Below are 23,380 nucleotides of genomic sequence, written 5' to 3'. Positions count from 1 at the left end.
CATATTCAGAAGGGGAGAGTTATGATGACGACAGATTTAAAACAAACACCTTTGTATCAAACTTATATAGATCAAGGTGCTAAAGTAATTGATTTTTCTGGATGGGCTTTACCAGTCCAATTTTCAAGTATTAAAGAGGAACACAATGCAGTAAGAAATCATGTTGGTATATTTGATGTAAGTCACATGGGTGAAATTCTCGTTACAGGTGAAGAAGCGGATCAGTTTATTCAATACACTTTAACGAATGATTCAACATTATTAACGGATAGTAAAGCTCAATATACAACGCTATGTAACCAAGATGGCGGTGTAATTGATGATTTAGTTGTTTATAAATTAGACGACAAAGTTTATTTCTTAGTTGTCAATGCAGGTAATACAGATAAAGACTTCGAATGGTTAAAATCAATTAAAGATTTTAATGTAAATGTTGAAAATAAATCTTCTGAATATGGCCAATTAGCAATCCAAGGTCCAGAAGCACGCGAACTAATTCAAAAATTAGTAAGTGATGATGTATCAGAAATGAAGATGTTTGAGTTTAAACAAAATGTAACACTATTCGGGAAAGAAGTTATATTATCTCAATCTGGTTACACAGGTGAAGATGGATTCGAAGTTTATTGTGATGCTGCAGACACTAAAGCAATTTGGGATGGATTTATAAACGAAAATGTTGTTCCATGTGGTCTTGGTGCACGTGATACTTTAAGACTTGAAGCTGCTTTACCATTACATGGTCAAGATTTATCTGAACAAATCACACCATATGAAGCTGGCATTGGCTTTGCAGTTAAACCATTAATTGAAGATGACTTTATTGGCAAAGATGTATTGAAAGCTCAAAAAGAAAATGGTGCGCCAAGAAAATCAATCGGTATAGAAATGATTGATAAAGGCATACCGAGAACAGATTATGCAATTCTAGATACTGATGGTAATGAAATCGGTTATGTAACTTCTGGAACTCAGTCTCCATCAACTGGCAAATCAATTGCTATGGGATTAATTGAGAAGGGTGCATTTGAATTAGATAAAGAAATTTTAATACAAGTTAGAAAAAGACAAGTAAAAGCTAAAATTGTTAAAAAATCATCATTTAAATCATAGGAGTGAATAAAATGGGTCACCGCTATATACCTTTAACTGAAAAAGATAAATCTGAAATGTTAGATGTCATTGGTATTCAATCTGTAGATGAATTATTTACGGATATACCTGAATCTGTAAGGTTTAATAAACCGTTAAATATTAAAGAAAAGAAAGCTGAAACGCCTTTATTACGTGAACTATCTCAAATTGCTAACAAAAATATTACAAGTGAAACACATGCTTCATTTTTAGGTGCAGGTGTTTATGATCACTATATTCCAACTGTTGTCGATCATGTTATATCTCGTTCAGAATTTTATACTGCTTACACACCTTATCAACCAGAAATTTCACAAGGTGAATTACAAGCTATTTTTGAATTTCAAACTTTAATTTGCGAATTAACTGGTATGGATGTAGCCAATTCATCTATGTATGATGGTGGAACTGCTTTTGCTGAGGCTGCTGTTCTTGCAGCAGGTCATACTAAGAAATCAAAAGTAATTGTATCTAAATCTGTACATTATCAATCTATAGAAGTACTTAAAACTTATACAAAAGCTCAAGACATTGAAGTAGTTGAAGTTGATTTAGACGGAACTGTTACGGACTTAGAAAAGTTAAAAGCAGTTATCGATGACGATACAGCAGCAGTATGTGTTCAATATCCTAACTTCTTTGGTTCTTTAGAAGACTTAGAGGCAATTAAACAATTAATTGAAGATAAAAAAGCTTTATTTATCGTATCAAGCAATCCTTTATCACTTGGATTAATTACACCTCCTGGTGAATTCGGTGCTGATATTGTTGTTGGTGATGCACAAGTATTCGGTATTCCAGCACAATATGGTGGACCTCACTGTGGTTATTTTGCATCTACCAAGAAACTTATGAGAAAACTACCAGGACGTTTAGTTGGTCAAACTCAAGATGAAGATGGCAATAGAGGCTTTGTTCTTACGCTACAAGCACGTGAACAACATATTAGAAGAGATAAAGCGACATCAAATATTTGTTCTAACCAAGCTCTAAATGCATTAGCAGCATCAGTTTGTATGAGTGCATTAGGTAAAAATGGTGTGTTTGAAATGGCTAAACTTAACATGGAAAAGACAACTTATATGAAGCAAAAAATGCAAGAAGCTGGATTTGATGTGTTAGAAGGTATTTCATTCAACGAATTTGTTGTTAAATTTAACAAACCGATAAGTGAAATCAACGCTGAATTACTTGAAGAAGGTATTATTGGTGGATTTGACTTAGGTTTCATCGACGAAGCATTCAACAATCATATGTTAATTGCAGTAACAGAATTAAGAACAAAAGAAGAAATCGACACATTTATCAAAAAAGTAGGTGAATACAGTGCGTAAACCATCAAGCGAATTAATATTTGAAAGATCTAGAAAAGATAGATTTGCATATTCTTTACCTGAAAAAGATGTTGAAACACAAGATGTTCAAGATCTTTTAGGAGATAAATTTACAAGAAAACAAAAAGCAGAATTACCAGAAGTTAGTGAATTAGATTTAATGCGTCACTACACTGAATTATCTAATAAAAACCATGGTGTAGATACTGGATTCTATCCTTTAGGTTCATGTACGATGAAATACAATCCTAAAATTAATGAAAAAGTCGCTAGAATGTCAGGCTTTGCAAACGCACATCCATTACAAGATGTTTCAACTGTACAAGGTTCACTAGAAATCATTTATGATTTACAAGAACATTTAAAAGAAATTACGGGTATGGATGAAGTAACACTTCAACCTGCAGCAGGTGCGCACGGTGAATGGACAGCATTATTAATGATTAAAGCTTTCCACGAAGCAAATGGCGATTTCAATAGAACGAAAGTTATTGTTCCAGACTCAGCTCACGGTACGAATCCAGCTTCTGCAAAAGTAGCAGGTTTCGATACAGTAACTGTAAAATCTAATGAAAAAGGATTAGTTGATATCGAAGACTTAAAACGTGTAGTTGGAGATGACACAGCTGCTATCATGTTAACAAACCCTAACACATTAGGTTTATTCGAAGAAGATATTTTAGAAATCAGAGAAATCGTACACCAAGCAGGTGGTAAACTGTATTACGATGGTGCTAACTTAAATGCAATTATGAGTAAAGTTAGACCTGGTGATATGGGATTTGACGCTGTTCACTTAAACTTACACAAAACATTCACAGGACCTCATGGAGGCGGTGGACCTGGTTCAGGACCAGTTGGTGTTAAAGCAGATTTAGTACCATTTTTACCTAAACCAACAGTAGTTAAAGAAAATGATACATTTAAATTCGAACATGATATGCCACAATCTATCGGAAGAGTTAAACCATTCTTCGGTAACTTCGGTATCTATTTAAGAGCTTATACTTATATTAGAACGATGGGACCAGATGGATTAAAAGCAGTTTCAGAAACAGCTGTATTAAACGCTAATTACATGTTGAGAAGACTACAAGATCACTTTGATACACCATATACACAACACTGTAAACACGAATTCGTAATCAGTGGTTCAAGACAGAAAAAACTTGGTGTAAGAACATTGGATATTGCTAAACGTCTCTTAGACTTTAACTTCCATCCACCAACAATTTACTTCCCAATCAATGTGGAAGAATGTATGATGATTGAGCCAACAGAAACAGAATCTAAAGAAACTTTAGATGCATTCTGTGATACGCTTATTCAAATTGCAAAAGAAGCAGAAGAAACACCAGAAGTTGTATTAGAAGCACCACATACTACTGTCATTGGTCGATTAGATGAAACACAAGCAGCAAGAAAACCAGTACTTAAATTTGAATTACTAAAAGAAGAAAAAGCATAATAAAAAGCGTCTTTACCGTAATTTCTAAATTAAAGTAAATAACATCTCATTCCTTATATTCAAATAGGGTAATGAGATGTTTTTTTATTTGAAAATTTTAGATGGTTAGACAAGATGTGAGTTAAAAGCAACATTAGATTGGGAAACATGTGAGTTAAATATCATATTAACTCACTAGATTAGTCTTTTATAAATTAAAAAGCGTCTTGGTCGCATTTAACGACCAAGACGCTTTAATATTATTTAGATTTAACTTTACCAGTCCATTTTTTATAGCCGCCTTTAAGCATGAATAATTCAGTGTAACCTTTTTTCTTCATCATTCTAGCAGCTCTATAACTTGCTACGCCATTTGCGTCGCAAAAATATATAGGTTGGTCTTTACGTAAACCTTGATATCTTGTACGAAATACACTCATCGGTATATTTCTTGCCCCGATAATATGACCATAGTCAAAATCAGCCTTTTCACGCAAGTCTATAACTTGTGCCTTTCTTAATCCCTTATGGAATTCATTTTGATCTAATTCTTTTACTGCGCGCTTATTTAATGAATAGTTAATTGCCATATAAATGATAATCAAGACTAGGACTATGAGCGCGATATACCAATAATTCATGGTCTGATTCCTCCCAATTCAAGTCGATACCCTTATTATAAGATTTCTTGTGAGATTTATCAAAATTTTTTTGCTAAAATAGAAAAGTACATAAGAATTAATTGAATAGGAGTTTTAATTGTGAAAGAAACTTGGCACTTTATAAACACGAAATCGAATAATCCATATTATAATATGGCAGTTGATGAAGCACTTATGAATTTTGTGAGTAGAGGAGAAATCGATCCGGTTATTAGATTTTACACATGGGATCCAGCTACGTTATCAATTGGATATTTTCAAAAACTAACTAAAGAAATTGATATTGAAAAAGTAAAAGAAAAAGGTTTTGGACTTGTAAGACGTGCTACAGGAGGTAGAGGTGTCTTACACGATAAAGAGTTAACTTATAGCGTCATCGTTCCAGAATCGCATCCCAATATGCCTAAAACGGTAACTGAGGCTTATAGAGTCATTTCAGAAGGATTGTTAGAAGGATTCAAGTCGTTAGGGTTTGATGCATACTTTTCAATTCCAAAGACAAAAGAAGAAAGAGATAAACTTAAGACACCACGAAGTTCAGTTTGTTTTGATGCGCCAAGTTGGTATGAACTTGTTGTAGAAGATAGAAAAATAGCAGGCAGTGCCCAAACACGTCAAAAAGGCGTTATCTTGCAACACGGTTCAATTTTACAAGATATAGATGTTGATGAATTGTTCGATATGTTTATATATAGAAACGATCGACTAAAAGATAAAATGAAAGCTGCATTTACAGATAAAGCAGTTGCTATCAATGATTTATCAGATAAATACATCACTTTAGAAGAAATGGAAACAGCATTTTTTGAAGGATTCAAGAAAGGTTTAGATATTGAATATAAACCACTTGAATTTACCGAAGAGCAGCTTGCTGAAATTAAACAATTAGAAGAAAAATATAAATCAGAAGAATGGACTTATAGAAAGTAAAAAAAAGAGACTATTGAAGTCTCTTTTTTATCTATTTCTACGCTTTTGTTTGCGCATGGCTTTTTTATATTTTCGTTGATCTGGCGTTAAAAAGAAGAAATAGTAAATTAGATAGATGATTAATCCGAATATGATAAATGAGACAATCATACGAATGAAGCCCATGATAAAGAAATCAAGATTCATAATTAATCCAAAAACTGCTATAGCAATAATTAAATAGAATAAAACATTTTTCATAAAATCTCACCTTAAATTATTAGTCTATTTAATATAGCACATTTTATGTATAATCTCACTCAATTTGACCTATCTCTTTGTCTAGTCCATGAAGTTCATCAATTGCTTTTTGAACATCTTTTTTATCCTTTTTATTGTATGCATCATTTAAATCTTTAAACACTTTTTCAAAACTTGTTGATAGCTTTAACATGCTTTTATGAAGAGATTTATAATCTTTAGGAATAGATTTACCTTCCATTTCATCTTTATATCTATCTGTAATATTTTCTTGATTATGATAAATATTTTCTAATTCATTTTTAGTATGTTCGTCATCGAATTTTGAAGTTACATTTTTCTTGATTTTGTTATAACTCGCTATATTCGTTTTAGTTTCATTTACAAATTTTGTAGATGACTTTAAATATTGAGTTGTAAACTGGCTAGACGACTCTTGTTCATTTTTTTTAATTTTGCTTTTAACACTATTTTCTTTTTGTTTATATGTTTTGTTTTTATCTTCTAAGTCTAATACTTCTTGTTTTAATTTTCGATTATCACTTTTTAATAAAGACTTCTTTTCTTCAAGTTGTTGAACTTTATCATTTCCACACGCAGATAAGACAACTGTACTTGCCATGATTGTTATAATTGTTTTTCTCATGTTTATTTACTCCCAATGTTTTACTGTGAAAAAATTTCGATATGTATGATATTATTTTAATGTATATAGATTTATTGTACAAATAGAAAGGGGATAATTATGAAAATTAATAAATTAAGAGAAGTCATGAATGAAAAAGGTCTTGAAGCAGTTGTAATTCTATCACCGTATAACAGAAGATATCTTTCTGGATTTACAGGGACAAGTGGTAGTCTACTAATTACACAAGATAAATCCCTTTTAATTACGGACTTTAGATACATTCAACAAGCGAATGATCAAGCTCAAGATTTTGAAGTTATTAATCAAGAAGGACCAATGCTAGGTAAGATTAATGAACTGATAAAAGAAGGTCAATATAAAAAAGTTGGCGTTGAAACACATTTAATTACTTATAATGAATATCAAGCATTAAATACAGATGCAGTTGAACTTTCTTCTATTGAAGGTGTTATTGAAACAATCAGAATGATTAAAGACGAATTTGAAATTAAACAAATTCAAAAAGCAGCTGACATTGTAGATGAAACATATGAACACATTTTAAAATGGGTTAAACCAGGCATGACTGAAAATGAAGTCAATAATGAAATGGAAATGTTCATGAGAAGTAAAGGTGCAACATGTTCTTCATTTGATACGATTGTTGCTTCTGGCCACCGTGGTGCATTACCGCATGGTGTAGCAAGTAATAAAGTTATCGAAGAAGGAGACATGATTACATTAGACTTCGGTGCACTATATGAAGGATACGTTAGTGATGTTACGAGAACATTTGCTATTGGTGAACCTAAAGAAGAAATGAAGAAAATCTATAATATTGTTTTAGAAGCACAATTAGCAGCTTTAGAACAAATTAAACCGGGTATGACAGGTAAAGAAGCAGATACAATTGCAAGAGATGTTATTAAAAGTTATGGCTACGGTGAACAATTTGGTCATTCATTAGGACACGGCATTGGGTTAGAAGTACATGAAGGTCCAGCACTATCTCAAAAATCAGATATCGTACTTGAAGAAAATATGTGTATCACATTAGAACCAGGTATTTATGTAGATGGTTTAGGTGGCGTTAGAATAGAAGATGACGTATTAGTTACAAAAAATGGCTTACAGCGCTTTACTAAATCTTCAAAAGACCTTATTATTTTATAAGAAGGTATAAATAGGAGGAAAATGAATGATTTCAGTTAATGATTTTAAAACAGGTTTAACAATTAAAGTTGATAATGGCATTTGGAAAGTTATGGACTTCCAACATGTAAAACCAGGTAAAGGTGCGGCATTCGTTCGTTCTAAATTAAGAAACTTAAGAACTGGTGCAATCCAAGAGAAAACTTTTAGAGCCGGTGAAAAAGTTGAAAAAGCTCAAATCGATAATCGTCGTATGCAATATCTATATGCTAATGGTGATAGCCATGTGTTCATGGATAACGAAACTTACGATCAACTAGAGTTACCTGGTGATAAACTAGAATATGAACTTAAATTTATTAAAGAAAACATGGAAGTTCAAATCCAATCTTACGAAGGTGAAACAATTGGTATTGAATTACCAAATACAGTTACACTTCAAGTAACAGAAACTGAACCTGGTATTAAAGGTGATACAGCAACTGGTGCAACTAAACAAGCTACAGTTGAAACAGGTTATAGTTTAAACGTACCGTTATTTGTTAATGAAGGTGATTTACTTGTCATTAATACTACTGACGGAAGCTACGTATCAAGAGGTTAATATTAAACATTAAAATGAGGCCGGGACAGTAACTTGTGTCCTGGCCTCAATCATTTTAGTTAAATTAGGAATGTATCTTATTTACATTTATAATTAAATATTAAAATCTCTTGAATTGGTATGACCACTAAAGTAAAATGTATGAAGTGTAACGTATTAGAATTTAAAAGGAGTTTTTCAAATGAACTTAAAACAAATTAAAGAACTAGTTGATGTGTTAGATAATTCTTCTTTAACTGAAATTGATATTAATGATAAAGATTTTAAACTAACTTTAAAAAAAGATATTAAACAAGAAATCATTTATAGCCAAGGGGCAACAAATGTTGTAGCAGAACAACCACAACAAGCAACTCAATCAGCACCACAACAAAATGTTGAACAAGAAGCACCAAGTGGTTTAACGATTAATGCACCAATGGTTGGTACATTCTATAAATCACCATCTCCTGATGAAGGTCCATATGTTCAAGTAGGTTCACGTGTAGAAGCTGATACAACTGTATGTATTTTAGAAGCAATGAAATTATTTAATGAAATTCAAGCAGAAGTTTCTGGTGAAATCACTGAAATATTAGTTGAAGACGGACAAATGGTAGAGTATGGCCAACCGTTATTCAAGGTGAAGTAATATGAAAAAAGTATTAATTGCAAATAGAGGGGAAATTGCAGTAAGAATCATTAGAGCTTGTAGAGAATTAGACATACAAACGGTCGCAATTTATTCAGAAGCTGATAAAGATGCATTACATACTCAAATAGCAGATGAAGCTTATTGTGTTGGACCGACACAATCTAAAGATTCATACCTTCACGTTCCTAATATTATTTCAATTGCAAAATCAACAGGTTGTGACGGTATCCATCCTGGATATGGTTTCTTAGCCGAAAATAGTGATTTTGCTGAAATGTGTGAAGCATGCCAAATTAAATTTATTGGACCTAGTTATCAATCTATCCAGAAGATGGGTATTAAAGACGTTGCGAAAGAAGAAATGATCAAAGCGAACGTACCTGTTGTGCCTGGTAGTGATGGTTTAGTAGATACAGTAAGAATTGCAAAGAAATGTGCGAAGAAAATTGGTTACCCCGTTATTATTAAAGCTACTGCCGGTGGTGGCGGTAAAGGTATCCGAATTGCACGTAATGAAGAAGAGCTTGTAACAGGATTTAGAATGACACAACAAGAAGCTGAAACAGCATTCGGAAATAAAGGTTTGTATTTAGAAAAGTTCATCGAAAACTTTAGACATATTGAAATTCAAGTAATGGGTGATTCAGAAGGTAATGTTATACATCTTGGTGAACGTGATTGTACGATCCAAAGACGTATGCAAAAATTAGTAGAAGAATCGCCATCACCAGTCCTTTCTGAAGAAATGCGTAAAGAAATGGGTGAAGCGGCTATTAGAGCAGCTAAAGCCGTTAATTATGAAAATGCTGGTACAATTGAATTTATTTATGATTTAGATGCTGAAACGTTCTATTTCATGGAAATGAATACGCGTATTCAAGTAGAACATCCTGTTACTGAGATGGTAACTGGAATGGATTTAGTTAAACTTCAACTTAAAGTGGCAAGTGGTGAAACTTTACCAGTTACACAAGAAGAAGTTGACTTGAGTGGACATGCGATTGAATTTAGAATCAACGCAGAAAGTCCATTTAAGAATTTCATGCCATCACCAGGTAAAATTAATCAATATTTAACACCAGGTGGATTTGGTGTGCGTATTGATTCAGCTTGTTATACAGGATATACGATTCCGCCTTATTACGATTCAATGGTTGCGAAGCTTATTGTTCATGGTAAAGATAGAACAGATGCAATTCAAATCGGTAAAAGAGCTTTATCAGAATTTTTAGTTGCTGGCATAGATACAACGATCCCATTCCATTTAAGATTGTTAGAAAATGATGTATTTGAATCAGGTGATTTTAATACCAATTTCCTAGAGATTCATGATATTATAAATAATGAAGACAAATAGGGAGGGATTCAAATGGCTAAAACAATTGAAAATAAAAAGCCTTCTTTAGGTAAAATAGAGATTGCGCCAGAAGTTATTGAGGTCATTGCGAGCATTGCGACTACTGACATTAAAGGTGTATCTCATATGCAATCCGTTTTTAATAAGAATTCCTTAGAAAAATTCGGGAAAAAGAATTTTGGTAAAGGTATTAAAGTCGATATTAAAGAAGACGGCATCTACATTAATGTCTACTGTACATTTGACTACGGTACAAAAATTTCTGAAACAGCACGTAAAGTACAATCAGAAATTAAACAAGCATTAAATACGATGACGGCATTAACACCAAAAGAAGTTAATGTACATATCGTTAATATACATTTCCAATAATAAAATGATTAATTAAGAGGATGCGTGCATCCTCTTATTCTTTGAAGGAGAAGAATATGAAAAGAACAGAACTAAGAGAGATTGTCTTTAAATCACTATATCAATTAGAAAATAACAAAACTGATTTAACAGTAGAAGAAGCGATTCAATATTTAGTAGAAGATTTTAAAGGTGAACAATATTTATACGTGAAGAACTTTGTTAAAGAAGTGATAGAGAAAAAAGACGAATTAGATGAAATTGTAAGTCCACATTTAAAAAACTGGACATTAGACCGTTTACTTAAGACTGATAGAATCATCTTGAGAATGGCAACTTATGAATTAAAATATACAGATACACCAGAGAAAGTTATATTTAATGAAGCAGTAGAAATTGCGAAAGTATACAGTGATGATGATCACTATAAATTTATTAATGGTGTATTAAGCAGTTTATCAAAAAGTTAAAGAGTGATATAAATGGATAAGTATTTATCAGTTACAGCAATAACTAAATATATCAAATATAAATTTGATCAAGATCCACATCTACTTAATGTCTTTATTAAAGGTGAAATATCAAACTTTAAAAGACATTCAAGTGGTCATCTTTACTTTGCCTTAAAAGACGATAAAGGTGTACTCAGTGCAATGATGTTTAAATCGAGCGCAAACCAATTGTCGTTTAATCCTAAAGAAGGTGACCAAGTACTTGTTGAAGGTAGAATTGGGGTTTATGAATCAAGAGGTGCTTACCAAATTTATGTTCAATCTATGCAATTAGATGGTGTTGGTCTTCTGTATGAAAAATTCGAAGCACTCAAAAAAGAATTAGCAGAAAAAGGTTACTTTGACCAAGATCATAAATTAAGCATACCTAAATATCCTAAGAAAATCGCTGTGTTGACAGCATCGACTGGCGCTGCAATAAGAGATATATGTTCTACTTTAGATAAGCGATATCCACTTGCAGAACAAGTGTTAATGAGCACGTTAGTTCAAGGTAAAGGAGCTAAGGATAATATCATTAACAACATCAAAGAAGCTGATTCCATGGGCGTTGATGTTATTATCGTTGGTCGTGGTGGTGGATCTATTGAAGATTTATGGAGCTTCAATGAAAGAGAAGTTGTAGAAGCCATTTATCATTGTAAGACGCCTGTTATTTCAGCAGTTGGTCATGAAACGGATACGACATTAAGTGATTTTGTCAGTGATGTAAGAGCTGCAACACCAACACAAGCTGCAGTTATTGCGACACCAGATATTAATGCGCTGTATCAACTGATTTCAAATGCTAGACAGTATTTAACAAAACATATCACGCAATCTATACAGCAAGATAAACATAAATTAAAACAACTTTCATCATATTATAAATTGAAGACGCCTTCGTTATTATATGATCAAGAAACTCAGAAGTTAGATGAATTACAAAAACAATTATCTAGAAATTTAGAACAAACTGTTACGCGTAATAATCATAAGTTAGATATCTTACAAAATAAATTGCGAATCACACCAATTTATAATAAGACTTTTCAATTTAGACAAGATTTTGATCGTTTAAATATGCTTCAAACTCAACTCGTTAATCGTATTATCAGTCAAAAAAGACAAGCTCTGACAAGCAAGTTAGCGCAATTAGATGCGTTAAGTCCGACTCAAATCATGTTAAGAGGTTATTCAATTATCGAAAAAGATGATAAAATCATTACAAGCAAAAATGATTTAAAAATTGACGATGATATTACAATCAATTTAAAAGATGGTAAAATAAATGCTAATGTTAAGGAAATTAGGTGACAAATGTGGCTAAAGAACAAACTTTTGAAGAAATGATGGAAGAATTAGAAAAAGTCGTCGGTAAATTAGACGAAGAAAATATTTCTCTTGAGGAATCAATTGAACTTTATCAAAGAGGTATTGAATTAAGTAGTAAATGTGAAACGAAACTTAAAGCAGCTGAAGATAAAGTAAATAAACTTGTTCAAAAAGAAGGTGATTCAGATGAGTCAAATCATGAATAGTTATGTAGACAAGTTCACTGAATCACTTAATCAAACGAAACTAGATTCAGTTGTAAATACACAATTAGAAGAAAGTATGCGCTATTCTTTATTAGCAGGTGGTAAACGTATTCGTCCTGTACTATTATTAATGACTTTATCGATGTTAAAGACAGATATTAATAAAGGAATGGAAACTGCAAAAGCACTTGAAATGATACATACATATTCCCTTATACATGATGATTTACCAGCTATGGATAACGATGATTATAGACGTGGAATGAAAACGAATCATAAAATCTATGGTGATGCGACTGCAATCTTAGCTGGTGATGCACTATTAACAAAAGCTTTTGAACTGATAACTAAAGATACATATATAGAAGCTGACGACAAAGTGAAATTAATCAGATTGCTTTCTGAATCAGCAGGCCATCAAGGTATGGTAGGTGGACAAGTGTTAGATATGGAAAGTGAAAACAAAGAAATTTCGCTAGATACATTACGCAAAATCCATAGATATAAAACTGGTGCACTGATCCGTTTTTCTGTTGTTGCAGCTTGCACAATCGCTAAAGTTAATAGTAAGACATTCTTATTACTTGATTCATTTAGCCAAGAATTAGGATTAATATTCCAAATTAAAGACGATTTACTAGATATTGAAGGGGATTTCGATAAAATAGGTAAGTCAGTTGGTAGTGACGTTGCGAATCATAAGAGTACTTATGTGTCACTATTAGGTAAGACGAATACTAAAGTTGCTTTAGAACAACATGTGAATCAAGCGTTATATTTACTTGAACAATTAGAAGATCAATATAACACTGAAGAACTCAAGTCTCTCACAAAATTATTTGCAAATAGAGAAAATTAATCTATCTAATAATTAAGATGACTGGTCACAAGAATCGGGCTAAAGGTGGTTAAAAAATGGATGTTTCAAAAATAAAAAACCCATCCTTCCTCAAAGATTTATCTCATCAAGAACTTGAACAACTGAGCAGTGACATTAGGAAATTTTTAATTGAAACTTGTTCAGTAACTGGCGGACATATTGGGGCAAATTTAGGTGTGGTTGAATTAACATTGAGTCTACATAAACATTTTAATAGCCCTGTAGATAAGATATTATGGGATGTTGGACATCAAACATACATTCATAAAATATTAACCGGAAGAGGCCACGAATTTAATTCTTTGCGACAATATAAAGGATTATGTGGTTTTCCTAAAATGAAAGAATCCGAACATGATGTGTGGGAAGCTGGACATAGTTCAACTTCTTTATCTGCTGCTGTGGGGATGGCAAAAGCAAGAGATATATTAGGACAAGATCATCATGTTGTACCTGTAATTGGTGATGGTGCTTTAACAGGTGGTATGGCACTAGAAGCGTTAAACCACATAGGCCATGACAAAACAAATTTAACGATTATTTTAAATGATAACGAAATGAGTATCGCACCAAATGTCGGTGCAATGCACAATATGTTTGCAAGAATACGATCAAACCAAAATTATAATCGCTTTAAATTTGATGCTGAAAGTTTGATTAACAGATTGCCTGGTGGAGATTTGTTAAAAGACTCTGCGGATAAAATTAAAGACAGTTTAAAATATTTAGTCGTAGATGGCATTTTCTTTGAAGAACTCGGCATTAAATATATTGGTCCTGTAGATGGACATAATTTTAAAGCATTAGATGAAGCGATCACCGTTTCTAAACAAATGGACAAACCTGTTCTCATACACGTTGTGACTAAGAAAGGGAAAGGTTATAAACCTGCTGAGAAAGATATAATTGGGACTTGGCATGGTTTAGGACCATATAAGCTTGAAACTGGTGAAGTGATAAAAGGAAATGCTGAAGGTCCTGCATGGAGTGCTTTAATGAGTGATGAAGTATTAGCTTATGCGCAACAAGATAAACGAATTGTTGCAATTACGCCAGCAATGCCTGTTGGATCAAAATTAACTAAATTTCAACAAATGTTACCCGAACAATTTTTTGATGTAGGTATTGCTGAACAGCATGCTGTTACGATGGCAGCAGGACTAGCAACACAAGGCATGAAACCATATGTCGCAATCTATTCAACTTTTATGCAACGTGCTTACGATCAGTTGTTACATGATGTAGATCGTCAAAACTTAAACGTATTATTTGGCGTTGATCGAGCAGGACTTGTTGGAGCTGATGGAGAGACACACCAAGGTGTATTTGATGTTGGCTTTTTAAGTCAATTTCCTAATTTTACAATCATGATGCCTAAAGACGGTAATGAAGCGAAAAATATGATCAAAACTGCATTTGAAACTGACCATGGTCCAATGGCGATCAGATATCCAAGAGGGAATGCGCCATTACTTGATGATTATAAAAATAGTGAACGACTAAAAATAGGATCTTGGAATGTTGAAAGAAATGGTGATGATTTAACAATTATAAGTTATGGGCCAACAGTATCACTTGTAACAGATGTAGCAGACGAACTATTAAAAGAAGACATCCATATCAATATTGTTAATGCTCGGTTTATAAAACCTATGGACTATGACATGCTTCATAATCTCGGTAAAGCGTCTAAACCGATCCTGACAGTTGAAGAAGCTATGTTGACTGGTGGTTTAGGAAGTCAAATTGCTACTTTTATGAATGACAATGATTATCATAATACTATGCGTAGAATAGGTATAAATGACACGTACATTGAGCACGGTGATGTAGGTTTATTATTAGAAGATATTGGTATCTCTAAATCAAATATTATATCTACCGTCAAATCTTTAATTAAGTAGTTAAGAGAAATATATGAATATTTATGTTGAAAAAGACGCTTTAGTATATCTAAAGCGTCATTTAAATGTTTATAGCGCTTACATTACTATTTTTTTCAATTTTATGCTATTATAAGTGTATAAATATTCATTAACAGAGGTGTATGTAATGGCGAACAAAACAATGCGTCAGATTAAGATAAGAGAAATAATTTCTAACGAACAAATTGAAACACAAGAAGAATTAGTCAAAAGACTAAATGAATATGATTTGAATATCACACAAGCTACTATATCTCGTGATATTAAAGAACTTCAATTAATTAAAGTTCCAGCACCTTCTGGTCAGTATATCTATAGTTTACCTAGAGACCGTAAATATCACCCGATTGATAAATTAGGTAGATATTTAATGGATTCATTTGTAAAAATTGACGGAGCAGATAATTTATTAGTCCTTAAAACATTACCAGGTAATGCGCAATCAATTGGTGCAATTATTGACCAAATCGATTGGACAGAAGTAATTGGGACGATATGCGGTGATGACACATGCTTAATTATTTGTAAAGATACTGAAGCAGCTGAAGTGATTACGGATAGAATTTTTAATATGCTTTAAAGGAGATTTAATATACAATGTTACAAGCACTTACAATTAAACAATTCGCTATAATTGAATCTTTAGAAATTAATTTTTCAGGTGGACTAACTGTTTTAAGCGGTGAAACTGGTGCTGGTAAATCTATTATTATAGATGCTATTGGTCAGTTAGTAGGTGCAAGAGCCTCACAAAGTTTCGTGAGACATGGCGAACAGAAGGCGATAATTGAAGGCGTATTTGATATTGATAATGTACCTAACGTCAATAAGATTTTAAGTGAGTTAGATATCGACTTTGACGAAGATTTCTTGTTTGTAAAAAGAGAAATCTTTGCTTCAGGGAAAAGCATATGTAAATTAAACAATCAGAATGTAACGCTATCTGATTTAAAAATTGTCATGCAAGAATTACTTGATATTCATGGGCAACATGAAACACAAATATTACTTAAACCTAAATATCATTTATCATTGTTAGATGATTATGCTGATGGTACTTATCAAGCTGAAATTGATCAATACGACGAGACCTTTCAATCTTATCGCTTAAAGAAACAAGAACTTGAAAAGTTAGAATCTCAAGACCAAGCATTATTACAAAGATTAGATTTAATAAAATTCCAACGAGATGAATTACAAGATGCGAATTTAAAAGAAGACGAAATTGATTTTTTAAATCAAGAAATTAAGAAACTTCAAAATCACGAAAAAATAAACGAAAGTCTTAATAAAGCGCATATGTTATTGAGTAGTGAAGAAAACATTACTGATAAAATTTATGAGCTTAATCAAGAAATTCAACATATAAACGATATTATTCCGGATAAATACACTGCTTTTAGTGAAGAATTAGATCAAATGTATTACACTTTAGAAGACTACAAACATGAACTATATAATGAGTTAACGTCTAATGACTTTGATGAATCTTTACTAAATGAGTATGAGTCTAGATTAAATGTACTCACAGACCTCAATCGTAAATATGGCAAAAGCATACCTGAATTAATCAAATATAGAGATAAAATTGACGATGAAATTTATAAAATTGAGAACTACGAACAAAGTACTTCTCAATTACGTGAAGAAATTAATGATCTTTATACAAACGTTGTAAAATATGGAGAAGCACTATCAGCTAAAAGAAGACAAGTTGCGTTGAACCTGAGAGATAGATTAGTTGAAGAAGTACAGAATTTACACATGCAAGATGCGAATATTGAAATTACATTTACTAAAACAAAGCCTACTCAATATGGCTTAGAAGAAGTAGAATTCTTAATCAGCCCAAATAAAGGCGAACCATTAAAAAGCTTAAATAAAATAGCTTCTGGTGGTGAACTATCGAGAATAATGCTTGCGTTGAAAAGTATATTTGTTTCTTCAAAAGGACAAACAGCAATTTTATTCGATGAAGTAGATACGGGTGTATCTGGTAGAGTCGCACAAAAAATGGCTGAAAAAATGCATCAAATTGCGCAAATACTTCAAGTGATATGTATTTCGCATTTACCTCAAGTTGCAGCAATTAGTGATAATCATTTGTATATTGCTAAAGAAACCGTAAATGATAGAACGACGACTTCTATAAAACAATTAGATGGTGAAGATAAGATAGATGAAATAGCAAGAATGATATCAGGTGTTGAAGTTACAGAATTAACACGACAACACGCTAAAGAAATGATTATACAAAACAAAAATTTAAAATAGAATGATTCGTTAGGGTGTTAAGCATGGTAATTAAGGTAGCAATAATAGAAGACTCGAAAGCATATGTTAGTGAAATGGCACAATATTTAAAGAAACACGATATTGAAATTGTTAATATTGGATACAACGGTAAAGAGGCACTCGACATTTTAAATGGAGAAGTTTTCGATGTTCTTCTATTAGACTTAATCTTGCCACATATAGATGGCATGACTTTGCTTAAAAAATATATAAAACAAAATAAGCAATTTAAAGTGATATGTATGAGTGCTTTTGTAAGTGATGATGTCTTAAAAGAATCTGTTTCATTAGGAGTAGATTACTTCTTAATTAAACCTGTTGAGTTTGATGTCTTGTTAGATACGATACAACGTGTATTAACAACAACAGATTCTAATATAGAAGAAATGGACGCTTTAGATTTATTACTAGAGAAAATCGGATTTTCATCAAATTTAAACGGGTACGAATATATTAAGTATGGTGTACACCTTATGCTTCAATATAATCGTAAGATGCCGTTAACTAAAGAACTATATCCTTTAATTTCTCAAAATTATAATATTCAAGCGAATAATGTGGAAAGGTCTATCAGACATGCTATTAAATTAGCTTGGGATAAAGAATTAAAGTCCTATTGGTATAACAGCGAAAAATTGTATGTACGACCTACAAATGGTGAGTTTTTATTACATCTATATGAAAAGTTTAAAAAAGAGACTAGGTAAGCCTAGTCTCTTTTTTTGGCATTTTGTTTCTTCATAAAATGTTCTTGTGCGCGTTTATTTTTCTTTTCACGATGCAGTATATAACCCCCAATGAACACTACACCAAATACAAAGAAGATAAAGCCTAATAAAAACTGTAACCAAATAAAATGTAATTGTGGAACAAGTTGTCCAAAAACAGCATCTCTCATCCATTTAATACCTAGTCCTGCAATGATACCTGGTATGACCAAAATGAGTAATGCAATATACTTTTGCATAAGTTAAAACTCCTATTAATTAATAACTTATATTATATATGAGATAATGAGTAAAAGTAAACATTGAAAAAATGGAATAAACGGTACAATTTGATTATGATAGTAATAGGAGGGGATTAAATGCTTTTTAAAGATATGATAAAAAACGGCCAAAATATATCAGCTACAATTGCTGTATGTAAATCAAATGATGAAGGTGTCATTAAAGCAATTGTTAAAGCGATTAAACATACAAAAGCTAGATTCATGTTGTTTGATGAACGACCACAAGATGAGTTGATCAGGTCATTTAATTTAACACATGAAGAATTAAATAGAATAGAAATTATTCAAACACTTAACGAAGAACATACTGTATCTCAATGTGTACAAGCTGTAGCAGATGGAAAAGCAGACTTAATAATGAAAGGGCTAATTTCAACTTCAGAATTATTGAAAGAAGTTTTAAAAGATAAATATAACTTGAAGACCAACTATAGAATGAGCCATATCGCGATATTTAATATACCTGAGTATCACAAGATGTTAACCGTATCAGATGTTGCAATGAACATTACACCAAATATCGAACAAAAAATTGAAATCACATCGAATTTAGTTTATTCGCTCAAAAAAATTGGTATCGACTCACCAAAAATAGGGGTACTTTCTGCAATTGAAAATGTAAATCCGAAAATGCAGTCGTCGGTTGATGCGAAAGAAGTCGTATCTTATTTCACTCAAGAAAAACCAGACCTTGAAATAGAAGGTCCAATTGCGTTTGATGCTGCAATTAATAAAAAAGCATCCATTATTAAAAAAATAGATTCAAAAATATCAGGTAATGTTGATGGTTTAATCGTCCCTCAAATTGAAAGTGGCAATATTTTATATAAATCACTCGTTTATTTATCGAACGCTGATGTAGCATCTGTTATAATTGGGGCAAAAATACCCATAATTTTAACTTCTAGATCAGATTCATCACAAGATAAATTTCATTCTATTTGTAGTGCGTTAATGCTTATTTAGTATATTATAATAACAAATTAATAACTATACTCTTTATTTCAAAGTATTGAAAGAGCTTACAATGCTTTTATATCAATAAAGATTGAATTTTCTAAAAATTTTTACTTTTTGTAAGCGCTATCATTTTTCGTCAATTTATTTGATAAATAAAACATTTCATGTAAAATTAGAAATGAAGTTATTATATTAAAGTTGAAAAGGGGATTATTATGTTATTTGAAACGATAGAAAAATATGACTATGAGCAAATAGTATTTTGTCACGATAAAAGTTCAGGATTAAAAGCAATCATTGCGATTCATGATACAACATTAGGACCAGCACTTGGCGGTTGTAGAATGTGGCCATATGAAAGTGAAGAAGAAGCTATTAATGACGCATTACGCTTATCAAGAGGTATGACATATAAAAATGCTGCAGCTGGTTTAAACTTAGGTGGCGGTAAAACAGTTATTATCGGCGATCCTAAAAAAGATAAATCAGAAGCTTTATTTAGAGCTTTAGGTAGATATGTAGAAAGTTTAAATGGTCGTTATATCACTGCTGAAGATGTAGGAACAACTGAAGACGATATGGATATTATCTTTGAAGAGACTGATTACGTAGTTGGTTTATCTGAAAGTCACCAATCTAGTGGTAACCCAAGTCCTAAAACTTCATTAGGTGTATTTGTTTCTATGAAACGCGCAGCTAAAGAAGCATTTGGAACAGATGATTTAAACGGGAAAACAGTTGCTGTTCAAGGTGTTGGACACGTTGCTTACGAACTATGTCGTTATTTACATGAAGCAGGTGCTCAATTAGTTGTAACGGATATTAACCAAGAAGCTGTAGATAGAGTTGTAAATGACTTCAACGCTCAAAGTGTCGGTATTAATGATATATATGATGTAGATGCTGATATCTTTGCACCTTGTGCTTTAGGTGGCGTATTAAATGATGATACTATCGCACGTTTAAAAGTTAAAGTCGTATGTGGTAGTGCAAACAACCAATTACAAGACATAGATGTACACGGTGCTCAATTAGAAGATAAAGGTATTGTATATGCGCCTGACTTCGTTGCTAACTCTGGTGGTGTTATCAACGTTGCGGATGAATTAGATGGATACAATGAAGTACGTGCTATCTCAAACATTGAAAAAATCTATGACCAAATGGATAAAGTGTTTGAAATTAGTAAGCGAGATCAAATTACTACTGCACGTGCAGCTGAAATTTTAGCTGAAGAACGCATTGAACAACTTATGAATGTTAGAAGTAATTTCTTAAAAACTGAAAGATCTATCATTTCTAGAGGTAAAAAATAATGAAAAAAATTCTTGTACTTAATTTAGGAAGCACATCATCTAAAGTTGCAGTATTTAATAACTATGATATGTTATTTGAGGATGTTATCAGACATGATATCGATCAAACTAATCTTCCATTAATTGATCAAGTCCCATTTAGACTTGAAAGTATCAAGAACTCATTAAACCAACATCATATCTCACTACAAGCAATAGATGCTATTGCTTGTAGGGGTGGTGTTTTAAAGCCTATACAAGGTGGAACATATCTTGTTAATAACATCATGTATCAAGACTTGAAATCTTTTAAATATGGATTTCATGCCTCAAATTTAAGTGGTATTATCGGCTATACATTTGCTAAAGAATTAAATATACAGGCTTATATTGTTGATCCAGTCGTCGTAGATGAATTAATACCAGAAGCAAGAATTACTGGCATTAAAGGTATTGAAAGACGCAGTATCTTCCATGCATTAAACCAGAAATCAGTCGCTAAACAATATGCAGCTGATATGAACAAAGCATATGAAGATATTAATGTCATCGTCGCACATCTTGGAGGCGGTATAAGTGTAGGTGCTCATAGAAAAGGAAGAGTCATCGAAGTTAATGACGGCTTGTTAGGCGAGGGTCCATTTAGTCCTGAAAGAGCTGGCTCCATTCCAAATGATGCGTTAATTAAATGGGTTATTGATCACGATTTAAATGCTAAAGAAGCTAATAATGAATTAAGTAAAAATTCTGGGTTATTATCATATTTTGGTACAAATGATTGTTTAAAAGTAGAACAAATGATGGAAAATGGCGATAAAACTGCTAAACTTGTCTTAGATGCTATGTGTTATCAAATTGCTAAATCAATAGGGTCTTGCGCGGTCGTTTTAGAAGGTCAAATCGATCAAATTATCATAACTGGCGGATTAAGTTATTCAAAATATATCACAAATAAAGTAAAACAATATGTATCTTGGCTACAAAATGTTACTATATATAAAGGAGAAAAAGAAATGCACGCCTTAAATATTGGCGTAATGGACCTCTTACACGGTAAAATTAGTACCAAGTCATATGAATAAGGAGTAATACTATGTCTAAAGAATATGATTTAGTCGTTCTAGGTGGCGGTACGGCAGGCTATGTATCAGCAATTCGTGCTTCACAACTAGGAAAAAAAGTCGCAATTGTAGAGAAATTTAAGTTAGGTGGAACTTGTTTACATAAAGGTTGTATACCTACAAAATCATATTTAAAAACTGCAGAAATTTTAAGATACATACAACATTCAAACGAATATGGTATTAAAACTGCTTCAGCTGATTTTGAAATGACGGATGTTGTTGCTAAGAAAGATGAAACAGTTACTACGATGTACAATGGTGTACAAAGTTTGATGAAAAAATACAAAATTGACATTTACGAAGGTAATGGGAGAATTCTCGGACCTTCATTGTTCTCGCCTCAAGCTGGAACAGTATCTGTTGAATTTGAAAATGGCGAATCAGAACTACTCGTTAATCAACATGTATTAATTGCAACAGGGTCAAGACCAATTGAATTACCATTCTTAAAGTTTAACCATCAAACCATCATTTCAAGTGATGATATGATGCAATTAGAAACGTTGCCTGAAAGCATGTTAATTATCGGTGGCGGTGTAATTGGACTTGAGTTTGCATCTTTACTAAATGATTTAGGTGTAAAAGTAACAGTTGTTGAAGCTGGGCAATCCATTATCCCTAACGAACAACGAGAAATCAGTAAAACGATTAAACGTAGCTTTGAAGAAAATGGCATAACCATTCATGAGAAATGTCCTTTATCCGAACAAGATGTCAACATACATGATAAACATGTAGATGTCACACTTCAAAATGAGCAACAAACTTTTGAAAAAGTATTAGTCGCAGTTGGTAGAACACCGAATACTGAAGATTTAGGATTGAACAACACAAAAATAAAGACCGATGAAAAAGGCTATATACTAACAAATGATGTTTATCAAACAGATGATAAACATATTTATGCGGTTGGAGATGTCATCGGCAATTATCAATTAGCACATGTTGCAACTAAAGAAGGCACAATTGCAGTAGAGCATATGTTTGATCAAAATCCTATCACATTAGATTACTTAACAGTACCAAGATGTATATATACAAATCCTGAAATTGCATCGATAGGGATGACTGAACAAGATGCAAAAGCGCAAAATATTAATTTCAAAAAATTTAAAGTACCATTTAAAGCGATTGGCAAATCCGTCATCGAAAATAATGGACTTGGTGAATGTATATTAATTAAAGATATAGACAATGAAAAAGTGCTTGGCATTCATATGATTGGTGCAAAAGTGACTGAATTAATTAATGAAGCAGCTCTATTTACATTTATGAATGGCTCTACTGAAGAACTAGCAACTACTGTACATGCACATCCTTCAATTGGAGAAGTGCTCATGGAACTAGGGTTAAAATCTGAGAATCGTGCTATTCACGTCTAAAG

At 32.3% G+C, this 23,380-nt stretch carries 25 protein-coding genes; 21 read left to right on the top strand and 4 right to left on the bottom strand.

What is annotated here, in order from left to right; translation table 11 throughout:
• Positions 1–24 precede the first annotated feature (24 nt).
• Genes gcvT through gcvPB form a run of 3 tightly spaced genes read left to right on the top strand, consistent with a single transcriptional unit; the run spans position 25 to position 3,936 of the window.
• Positions 25–1,113, top strand: coding sequence for a glycine cleavage system aminomethyltransferase GcvT (gene gcvT, locus LQ679_RS01230; protein WP_196307540.1), 1,089 nt, complete (start codon positions 25–27; stop codon positions 1,111–1,113).
• A gap of 11 nt (positions 1,114–1,124) precedes the next feature.
• Entirely contained in the window at positions 1,125–2,468 is a 1,344-nt protein-coding gene (gene gcvPA / locus LQ679_RS01225) for an aminomethyl-transferring glycine dehydrogenase subunit GcvPA (RefSeq protein WP_191835608.1), read from the top strand.
• A complete protein-coding gene (gene gcvPB / locus LQ679_RS01220; RefSeq protein WP_037588250.1) occupies positions 2,461–3,936 on the top strand; it encodes an aminomethyl-transferring glycine dehydrogenase subunit GcvPB in 1,476 nt (491 codons plus the stop codon). The genes gcvPA and gcvPB overlap by 8 nt, the downstream gene beginning before the upstream one ends.
• 239 nt (positions 3,937–4,175) lie before the next feature.
• On the opposite strand, the gene LQ679_RS01215 is transcribed toward gcvPB, so the two are convergent.
• Positions 4,176–4,556 (bottom strand): rhodanese-like domain-containing protein, encoded by a 381-nt coding sequence (locus tag LQ679_RS01215; RefSeq protein WP_025904950.1) that lies wholly within the window; start codon positions 4,554–4,556, stop codon positions 4,176–4,178.
• A 120-nt stretch (positions 4,557–4,676) separates the two neighbouring features.
• On the opposite strand from LQ679_RS01215, the gene LQ679_RS01210 reads away from it, so the two are divergent.
• A complete protein-coding gene (locus tag LQ679_RS01210; protein ID WP_204255289.1) occupies positions 4,677–5,507 on the top strand; it encodes a lipoyl protein ligase domain-containing protein in 831 nt (276 codons plus the stop codon).
• A 27-nt stretch (positions 5,508–5,534) separates the two neighbouring features.
• Here the strand turns inward: LQ679_RS01210 and LQ679_RS01205 are convergent, their stop codons facing one another.
• Both LQ679_RS01205 and LQ679_RS01200 read right to left on the bottom strand, forming a co-directional pair.
• On the bottom strand, positions 5,535–5,747 hold the full coding sequence (locus LQ679_RS01205; RefSeq protein ID WP_025904948.1) for an SA1362 family protein: 213 nt from the start codon (positions 5,745–5,747) through the stop codon (positions 5,535–5,537).
• A gap of 55 nt (positions 5,748–5,802) precedes the next feature.
• The gene (locus LQ679_RS01200) at positions 5,803–6,393 is read right to left on the bottom strand and encodes a hypothetical protein (protein ID WP_204255288.1); all 591 of its coding nucleotides are present in this window, start codon (positions 6,391–6,393) and stop codon (positions 5,803–5,805) included.
• Positions 6,394–6,492: 99 nt separating this feature from the next.
• On the opposite strand from LQ679_RS01200, the gene LQ679_RS01195 reads away from it, so the two are divergent.
• From LQ679_RS01195 to LQ679_RS01135, 13 genes are all read left to right on the top strand, one after another.
• On the top strand, positions 6,493–7,548 hold the full coding sequence (locus tag LQ679_RS01195) for a M24 family metallopeptidase (RefSeq protein ID WP_159315620.1): 1,056 nt from the start codon (positions 6,493–6,495) through the stop codon (positions 7,546–7,548).
• Between the two features lie 25 nt (positions 7,549–7,573).
• Entirely contained in the window at positions 7,574–8,131 is a 558-nt protein-coding gene (efp, locus tag LQ679_RS01190; RefSeq protein ID WP_025904945.1) for an elongation factor P, read from the top strand.
• Between the two features lie 181 nt (positions 8,132–8,312).
• Complete coding sequence (gene accB / locus LQ679_RS01185) at positions 8,313–8,762, top strand: acetyl-CoA carboxylase biotin carboxyl carrier protein (protein ID WP_037588238.1); 450 nt, start codon at positions 8,313–8,315, stop codon at positions 8,760–8,762.
• A gap of 1 nt (position 8,763) precedes the next feature.
• A complete protein-coding gene (gene accC / locus LQ679_RS01180) occupies positions 8,764–10,122 on the top strand; it encodes an acetyl-CoA carboxylase biotin carboxylase subunit (protein ID WP_025904943.1) in 1,359 nt (452 codons plus the stop codon).
• Positions 10,123–10,134: 12 nt separating this feature from the next.
• Positions 10,135–10,494 (top strand): Asp23/Gls24 family envelope stress response protein, encoded by a 360-nt coding sequence (locus LQ679_RS01175; protein WP_025904942.1) that lies wholly within the window; start codon positions 10,135–10,137, stop codon positions 10,492–10,494.
• Between the two features lie 56 nt (positions 10,495–10,550).
• Positions 10,551–10,943, top strand: coding sequence for a transcription antitermination factor NusB (gene nusB, locus LQ679_RS01170; protein WP_025904941.1), 393 nt, complete (start codon positions 10,551–10,553; stop codon positions 10,941–10,943).
• 12 nt (positions 10,944–10,955) lie between these two features.
• Positions 10,956–12,281, top strand: coding sequence for an exodeoxyribonuclease VII large subunit (gene xseA, locus LQ679_RS01165; RefSeq protein ID WP_239761967.1), 1,326 nt, complete (start codon positions 10,956–10,958; stop codon positions 12,279–12,281).
• A 32-nt stretch (positions 12,282–12,313) separates the two neighbouring features.
• Positions 12,314–12,505, top strand: a complete 192-nt coding sequence (xseB, locus tag LQ679_RS01160) for an exodeoxyribonuclease VII small subunit (protein ID WP_153653573.1) — start codon at positions 12,314–12,316, stop codon at positions 12,503–12,505.
• On the top strand, positions 12,486–13,364 hold the full coding sequence (locus LQ679_RS01155; RefSeq protein WP_126477500.1) for a polyprenyl synthetase family protein: 879 nt from the start codon (positions 12,486–12,488) through the stop codon (positions 13,362–13,364). The genes xseB and LQ679_RS01155 overlap by 20 nt, the downstream gene beginning before the upstream one ends.
• A gap of 56 nt (positions 13,365–13,420) precedes the next feature.
• Entirely contained in the window at positions 13,421–15,289 is a 1,869-nt protein-coding gene (gene dxs, locus LQ679_RS01150) for a 1-deoxy-D-xylulose-5-phosphate synthase (protein WP_239761963.1), read from the top strand.
• 148 nt (positions 15,290–15,437) lie between these two features.
• Positions 15,438–15,890: a transcriptional regulator AhrC/ArgR gene (gene ahrC / locus LQ679_RS01145; RefSeq protein ID WP_025904936.1), complete on the top strand. Its 453-nt coding sequence runs from the start codon at positions 15,438–15,440 to the stop codon at positions 15,888–15,890.
• A 17-nt stretch (positions 15,891–15,907) separates the two neighbouring features.
• The gene (gene recN / locus LQ679_RS01140) at positions 15,908–17,584 is read left to right on the top strand and encodes a DNA repair protein RecN (RefSeq protein ID WP_239761960.1); all 1,677 of its coding nucleotides are present in this window, start codon (positions 15,908–15,910) and stop codon (positions 17,582–17,584) included.
• 23 nt (positions 17,585–17,607) lie between these two features.
• A complete protein-coding gene (locus LQ679_RS01135; protein ID WP_025904934.1) occupies positions 17,608–18,312 on the top strand; it encodes a response regulator in 705 nt (234 codons plus the stop codon).
• A 2-nt stretch (positions 18,313–18,314) separates the two neighbouring features.
• Here LQ679_RS01135 and LQ679_RS01130 read toward each other — a convergent pair whose 3' ends face one another.
• Positions 18,315–18,572: a DUF2627 family protein gene (locus LQ679_RS01130; RefSeq protein WP_025904933.1), complete on the bottom strand. Its 258-nt coding sequence runs from the start codon at positions 18,570–18,572 to the stop codon at positions 18,315–18,317.
• Positions 18,573–18,692: 120 nt separating this feature from the next.
• Between LQ679_RS01130 and LQ679_RS01125 the strand changes: the two genes are divergently transcribed.
• The 4 genes from LQ679_RS01125 to lpdA all read left to right on the top strand — a co-directional run bounded on the left by LQ679_RS01125 (position 18,693) and on the right by lpdA (position 23,378).
• Positions 18,693–19,583, top strand: a complete 891-nt coding sequence (locus LQ679_RS01125; protein ID WP_239761956.1) for a phosphate acyltransferase — start codon at positions 18,693–18,695, stop codon at positions 19,581–19,583.
• A 209-nt stretch (positions 19,584–19,792) separates the two neighbouring features.
• Positions 19,793–20,893: a Glu/Leu/Phe/Val dehydrogenase dimerization domain-containing protein gene (locus LQ679_RS01120; RefSeq protein ID WP_025904931.1), complete on the top strand. Its 1,101-nt coding sequence runs from the start codon at positions 19,793–19,795 to the stop codon at positions 20,891–20,893.
• A complete protein-coding gene (gene buk, locus LQ679_RS01115) occupies positions 20,893–21,954 on the top strand; it encodes a butyrate kinase (RefSeq protein WP_239761954.1) in 1,062 nt (353 codons plus the stop codon). The genes LQ679_RS01120 and buk overlap by 1 nt, the downstream gene beginning before the upstream one ends.
• A gap of 11 nt (positions 21,955–21,965) precedes the next feature.
• Positions 21,966–23,378 (top strand): dihydrolipoyl dehydrogenase, encoded by a 1,413-nt coding sequence (lpdA, locus tag LQ679_RS01110; RefSeq protein ID WP_239761953.1) that lies wholly within the window; start codon positions 21,966–21,968, stop codon positions 23,376–23,378.
• Positions 23,379–23,380: the final 2 nt, after the last annotated feature.

Source organism: Mammaliicoccus sp. I-M35 (genome assembly GCF_022386455.1).
Classification (GTDB): domain Bacteria; phylum Bacillota; class Bacilli; order Staphylococcales; family Staphylococcaceae; genus Mammaliicoccus; species Mammaliicoccus sciuri_A.
The sequence above is the reverse complement of the archived record's forward strand: the minus strand, read 5'-3'. Positions and strand labels throughout refer to the sequence as shown.

Coding starts and splice junctions, on each gene's coding strand:
- LQ679_RS01155 (WP_126477500.1), top strand. CDS start 12,486: ATGAGTCAAATCATGAATAGTTATGTAGACAAGTTCACTGAATCACTT.
- LQ679_RS01175 (WP_025904942.1), top strand. CDS start 10,135: ATGGCTAAAACAATTGAAAATAAAAAGCCTTCTTTAGGTAAAATAGAG.
- LQ679_RS01135 (WP_025904934.1), top strand. CDS start 17,608: ATGGTAATTAAGGTAGCAATAATAGAAGACTCGAAAGCATATGTTAGT.
- LQ679_RS01205 (WP_025904948.1), bottom strand. CDS start 5,747: ATGAAAAATGTTTTATTCTATTTAATTATTGCTATAGCAGTTTTTGGA.
- gcvT (WP_196307540.1), top strand. CDS start 25: ATGACGACAGATTTAAAACAAACACCTTTGTATCAAACTTATATAGAT.
- LQ679_RS01130 (WP_025904933.1), bottom strand. CDS start 18,572: ATGCAAAAGTATATTGCATTACTCATTTTGGTCATACCAGGTATCATT.
- LQ679_RS01215 (WP_025904950.1), bottom strand. CDS start 4,556: ATGAATTATTGGTATATCGCGCTCATAGTCCTAGTCTTGATTATCATT.
- nusB (WP_025904941.1), top strand. CDS start 10,551: ATGAAAAGAACAGAACTAAGAGAGATTGTCTTTAAATCACTATATCAA.
- efp (WP_025904945.1), top strand. CDS start 7,574: ATGATTTCAGTTAATGATTTTAAAACAGGTTTAACAATTAAAGTTGAT.
- dxs (WP_239761963.1), top strand. CDS start 13,421: ATGGATGTTTCAAAAATAAAAAACCCATCCTTCCTCAAAGATTTATCT.
- accC (WP_025904943.1), top strand. CDS start 8,764: ATGAAAAAAGTATTAATTGCAAATAGAGGGGAAATTGCAGTAAGAATC.
- gcvPA (WP_191835608.1), top strand. CDS start 1,125: ATGGGTCACCGCTATATACCTTTAACTGAAAAAGATAAATCTGAAATG.
- lpdA (WP_239761953.1), top strand. CDS start 21,966: ATGTCTAAAGAATATGATTTAGTCGTTCTAGGTGGCGGTACGGCAGGC.
- buk (WP_239761954.1), top strand. CDS start 20,893: ATGAAAAAAATTCTTGTACTTAATTTAGGAAGCACATCATCTAAAGTT.
- LQ679_RS01120 (WP_025904931.1), top strand. CDS start 19,793: ATGTTATTTGAAACGATAGAAAAATATGACTATGAGCAAATAGTATTT.
- ahrC (WP_025904936.1), top strand. CDS start 15,438: ATGGCGAACAAAACAATGCGTCAGATTAAGATAAGAGAAATAATTTCT.
- xseA (WP_239761967.1), top strand. CDS start 10,956: ATGGATAAGTATTTATCAGTTACAGCAATAACTAAATATATCAAATAT.
- recN (WP_239761960.1), top strand. CDS start 15,908: ATGTTACAAGCACTTACAATTAAACAATTCGCTATAATTGAATCTTTA.
- accB (WP_037588238.1), top strand. CDS start 8,313: ATGAACTTAAAACAAATTAAAGAACTAGTTGATGTGTTAGATAATTCT.
- LQ679_RS01200 (WP_204255288.1), bottom strand. CDS start 6,393: ATGAGAAAAACAATTATAACAATCATGGCAAGTACAGTTGTCTTATCT.
- xseB (WP_153653573.1), top strand. CDS start 12,314: ATGATGGAAGAATTAGAAAAAGTCGTCGGTAAATTAGACGAAGAAAAT.
- LQ679_RS01125 (WP_239761956.1), top strand. CDS start 18,693: ATGCTTTTTAAAGATATGATAAAAAACGGCCAAAATATATCAGCTACA.
- LQ679_RS01195 (WP_159315620.1), top strand. CDS start 6,493: ATGAAAATTAATAAATTAAGAGAAGTCATGAATGAAAAAGGTCTTGAA.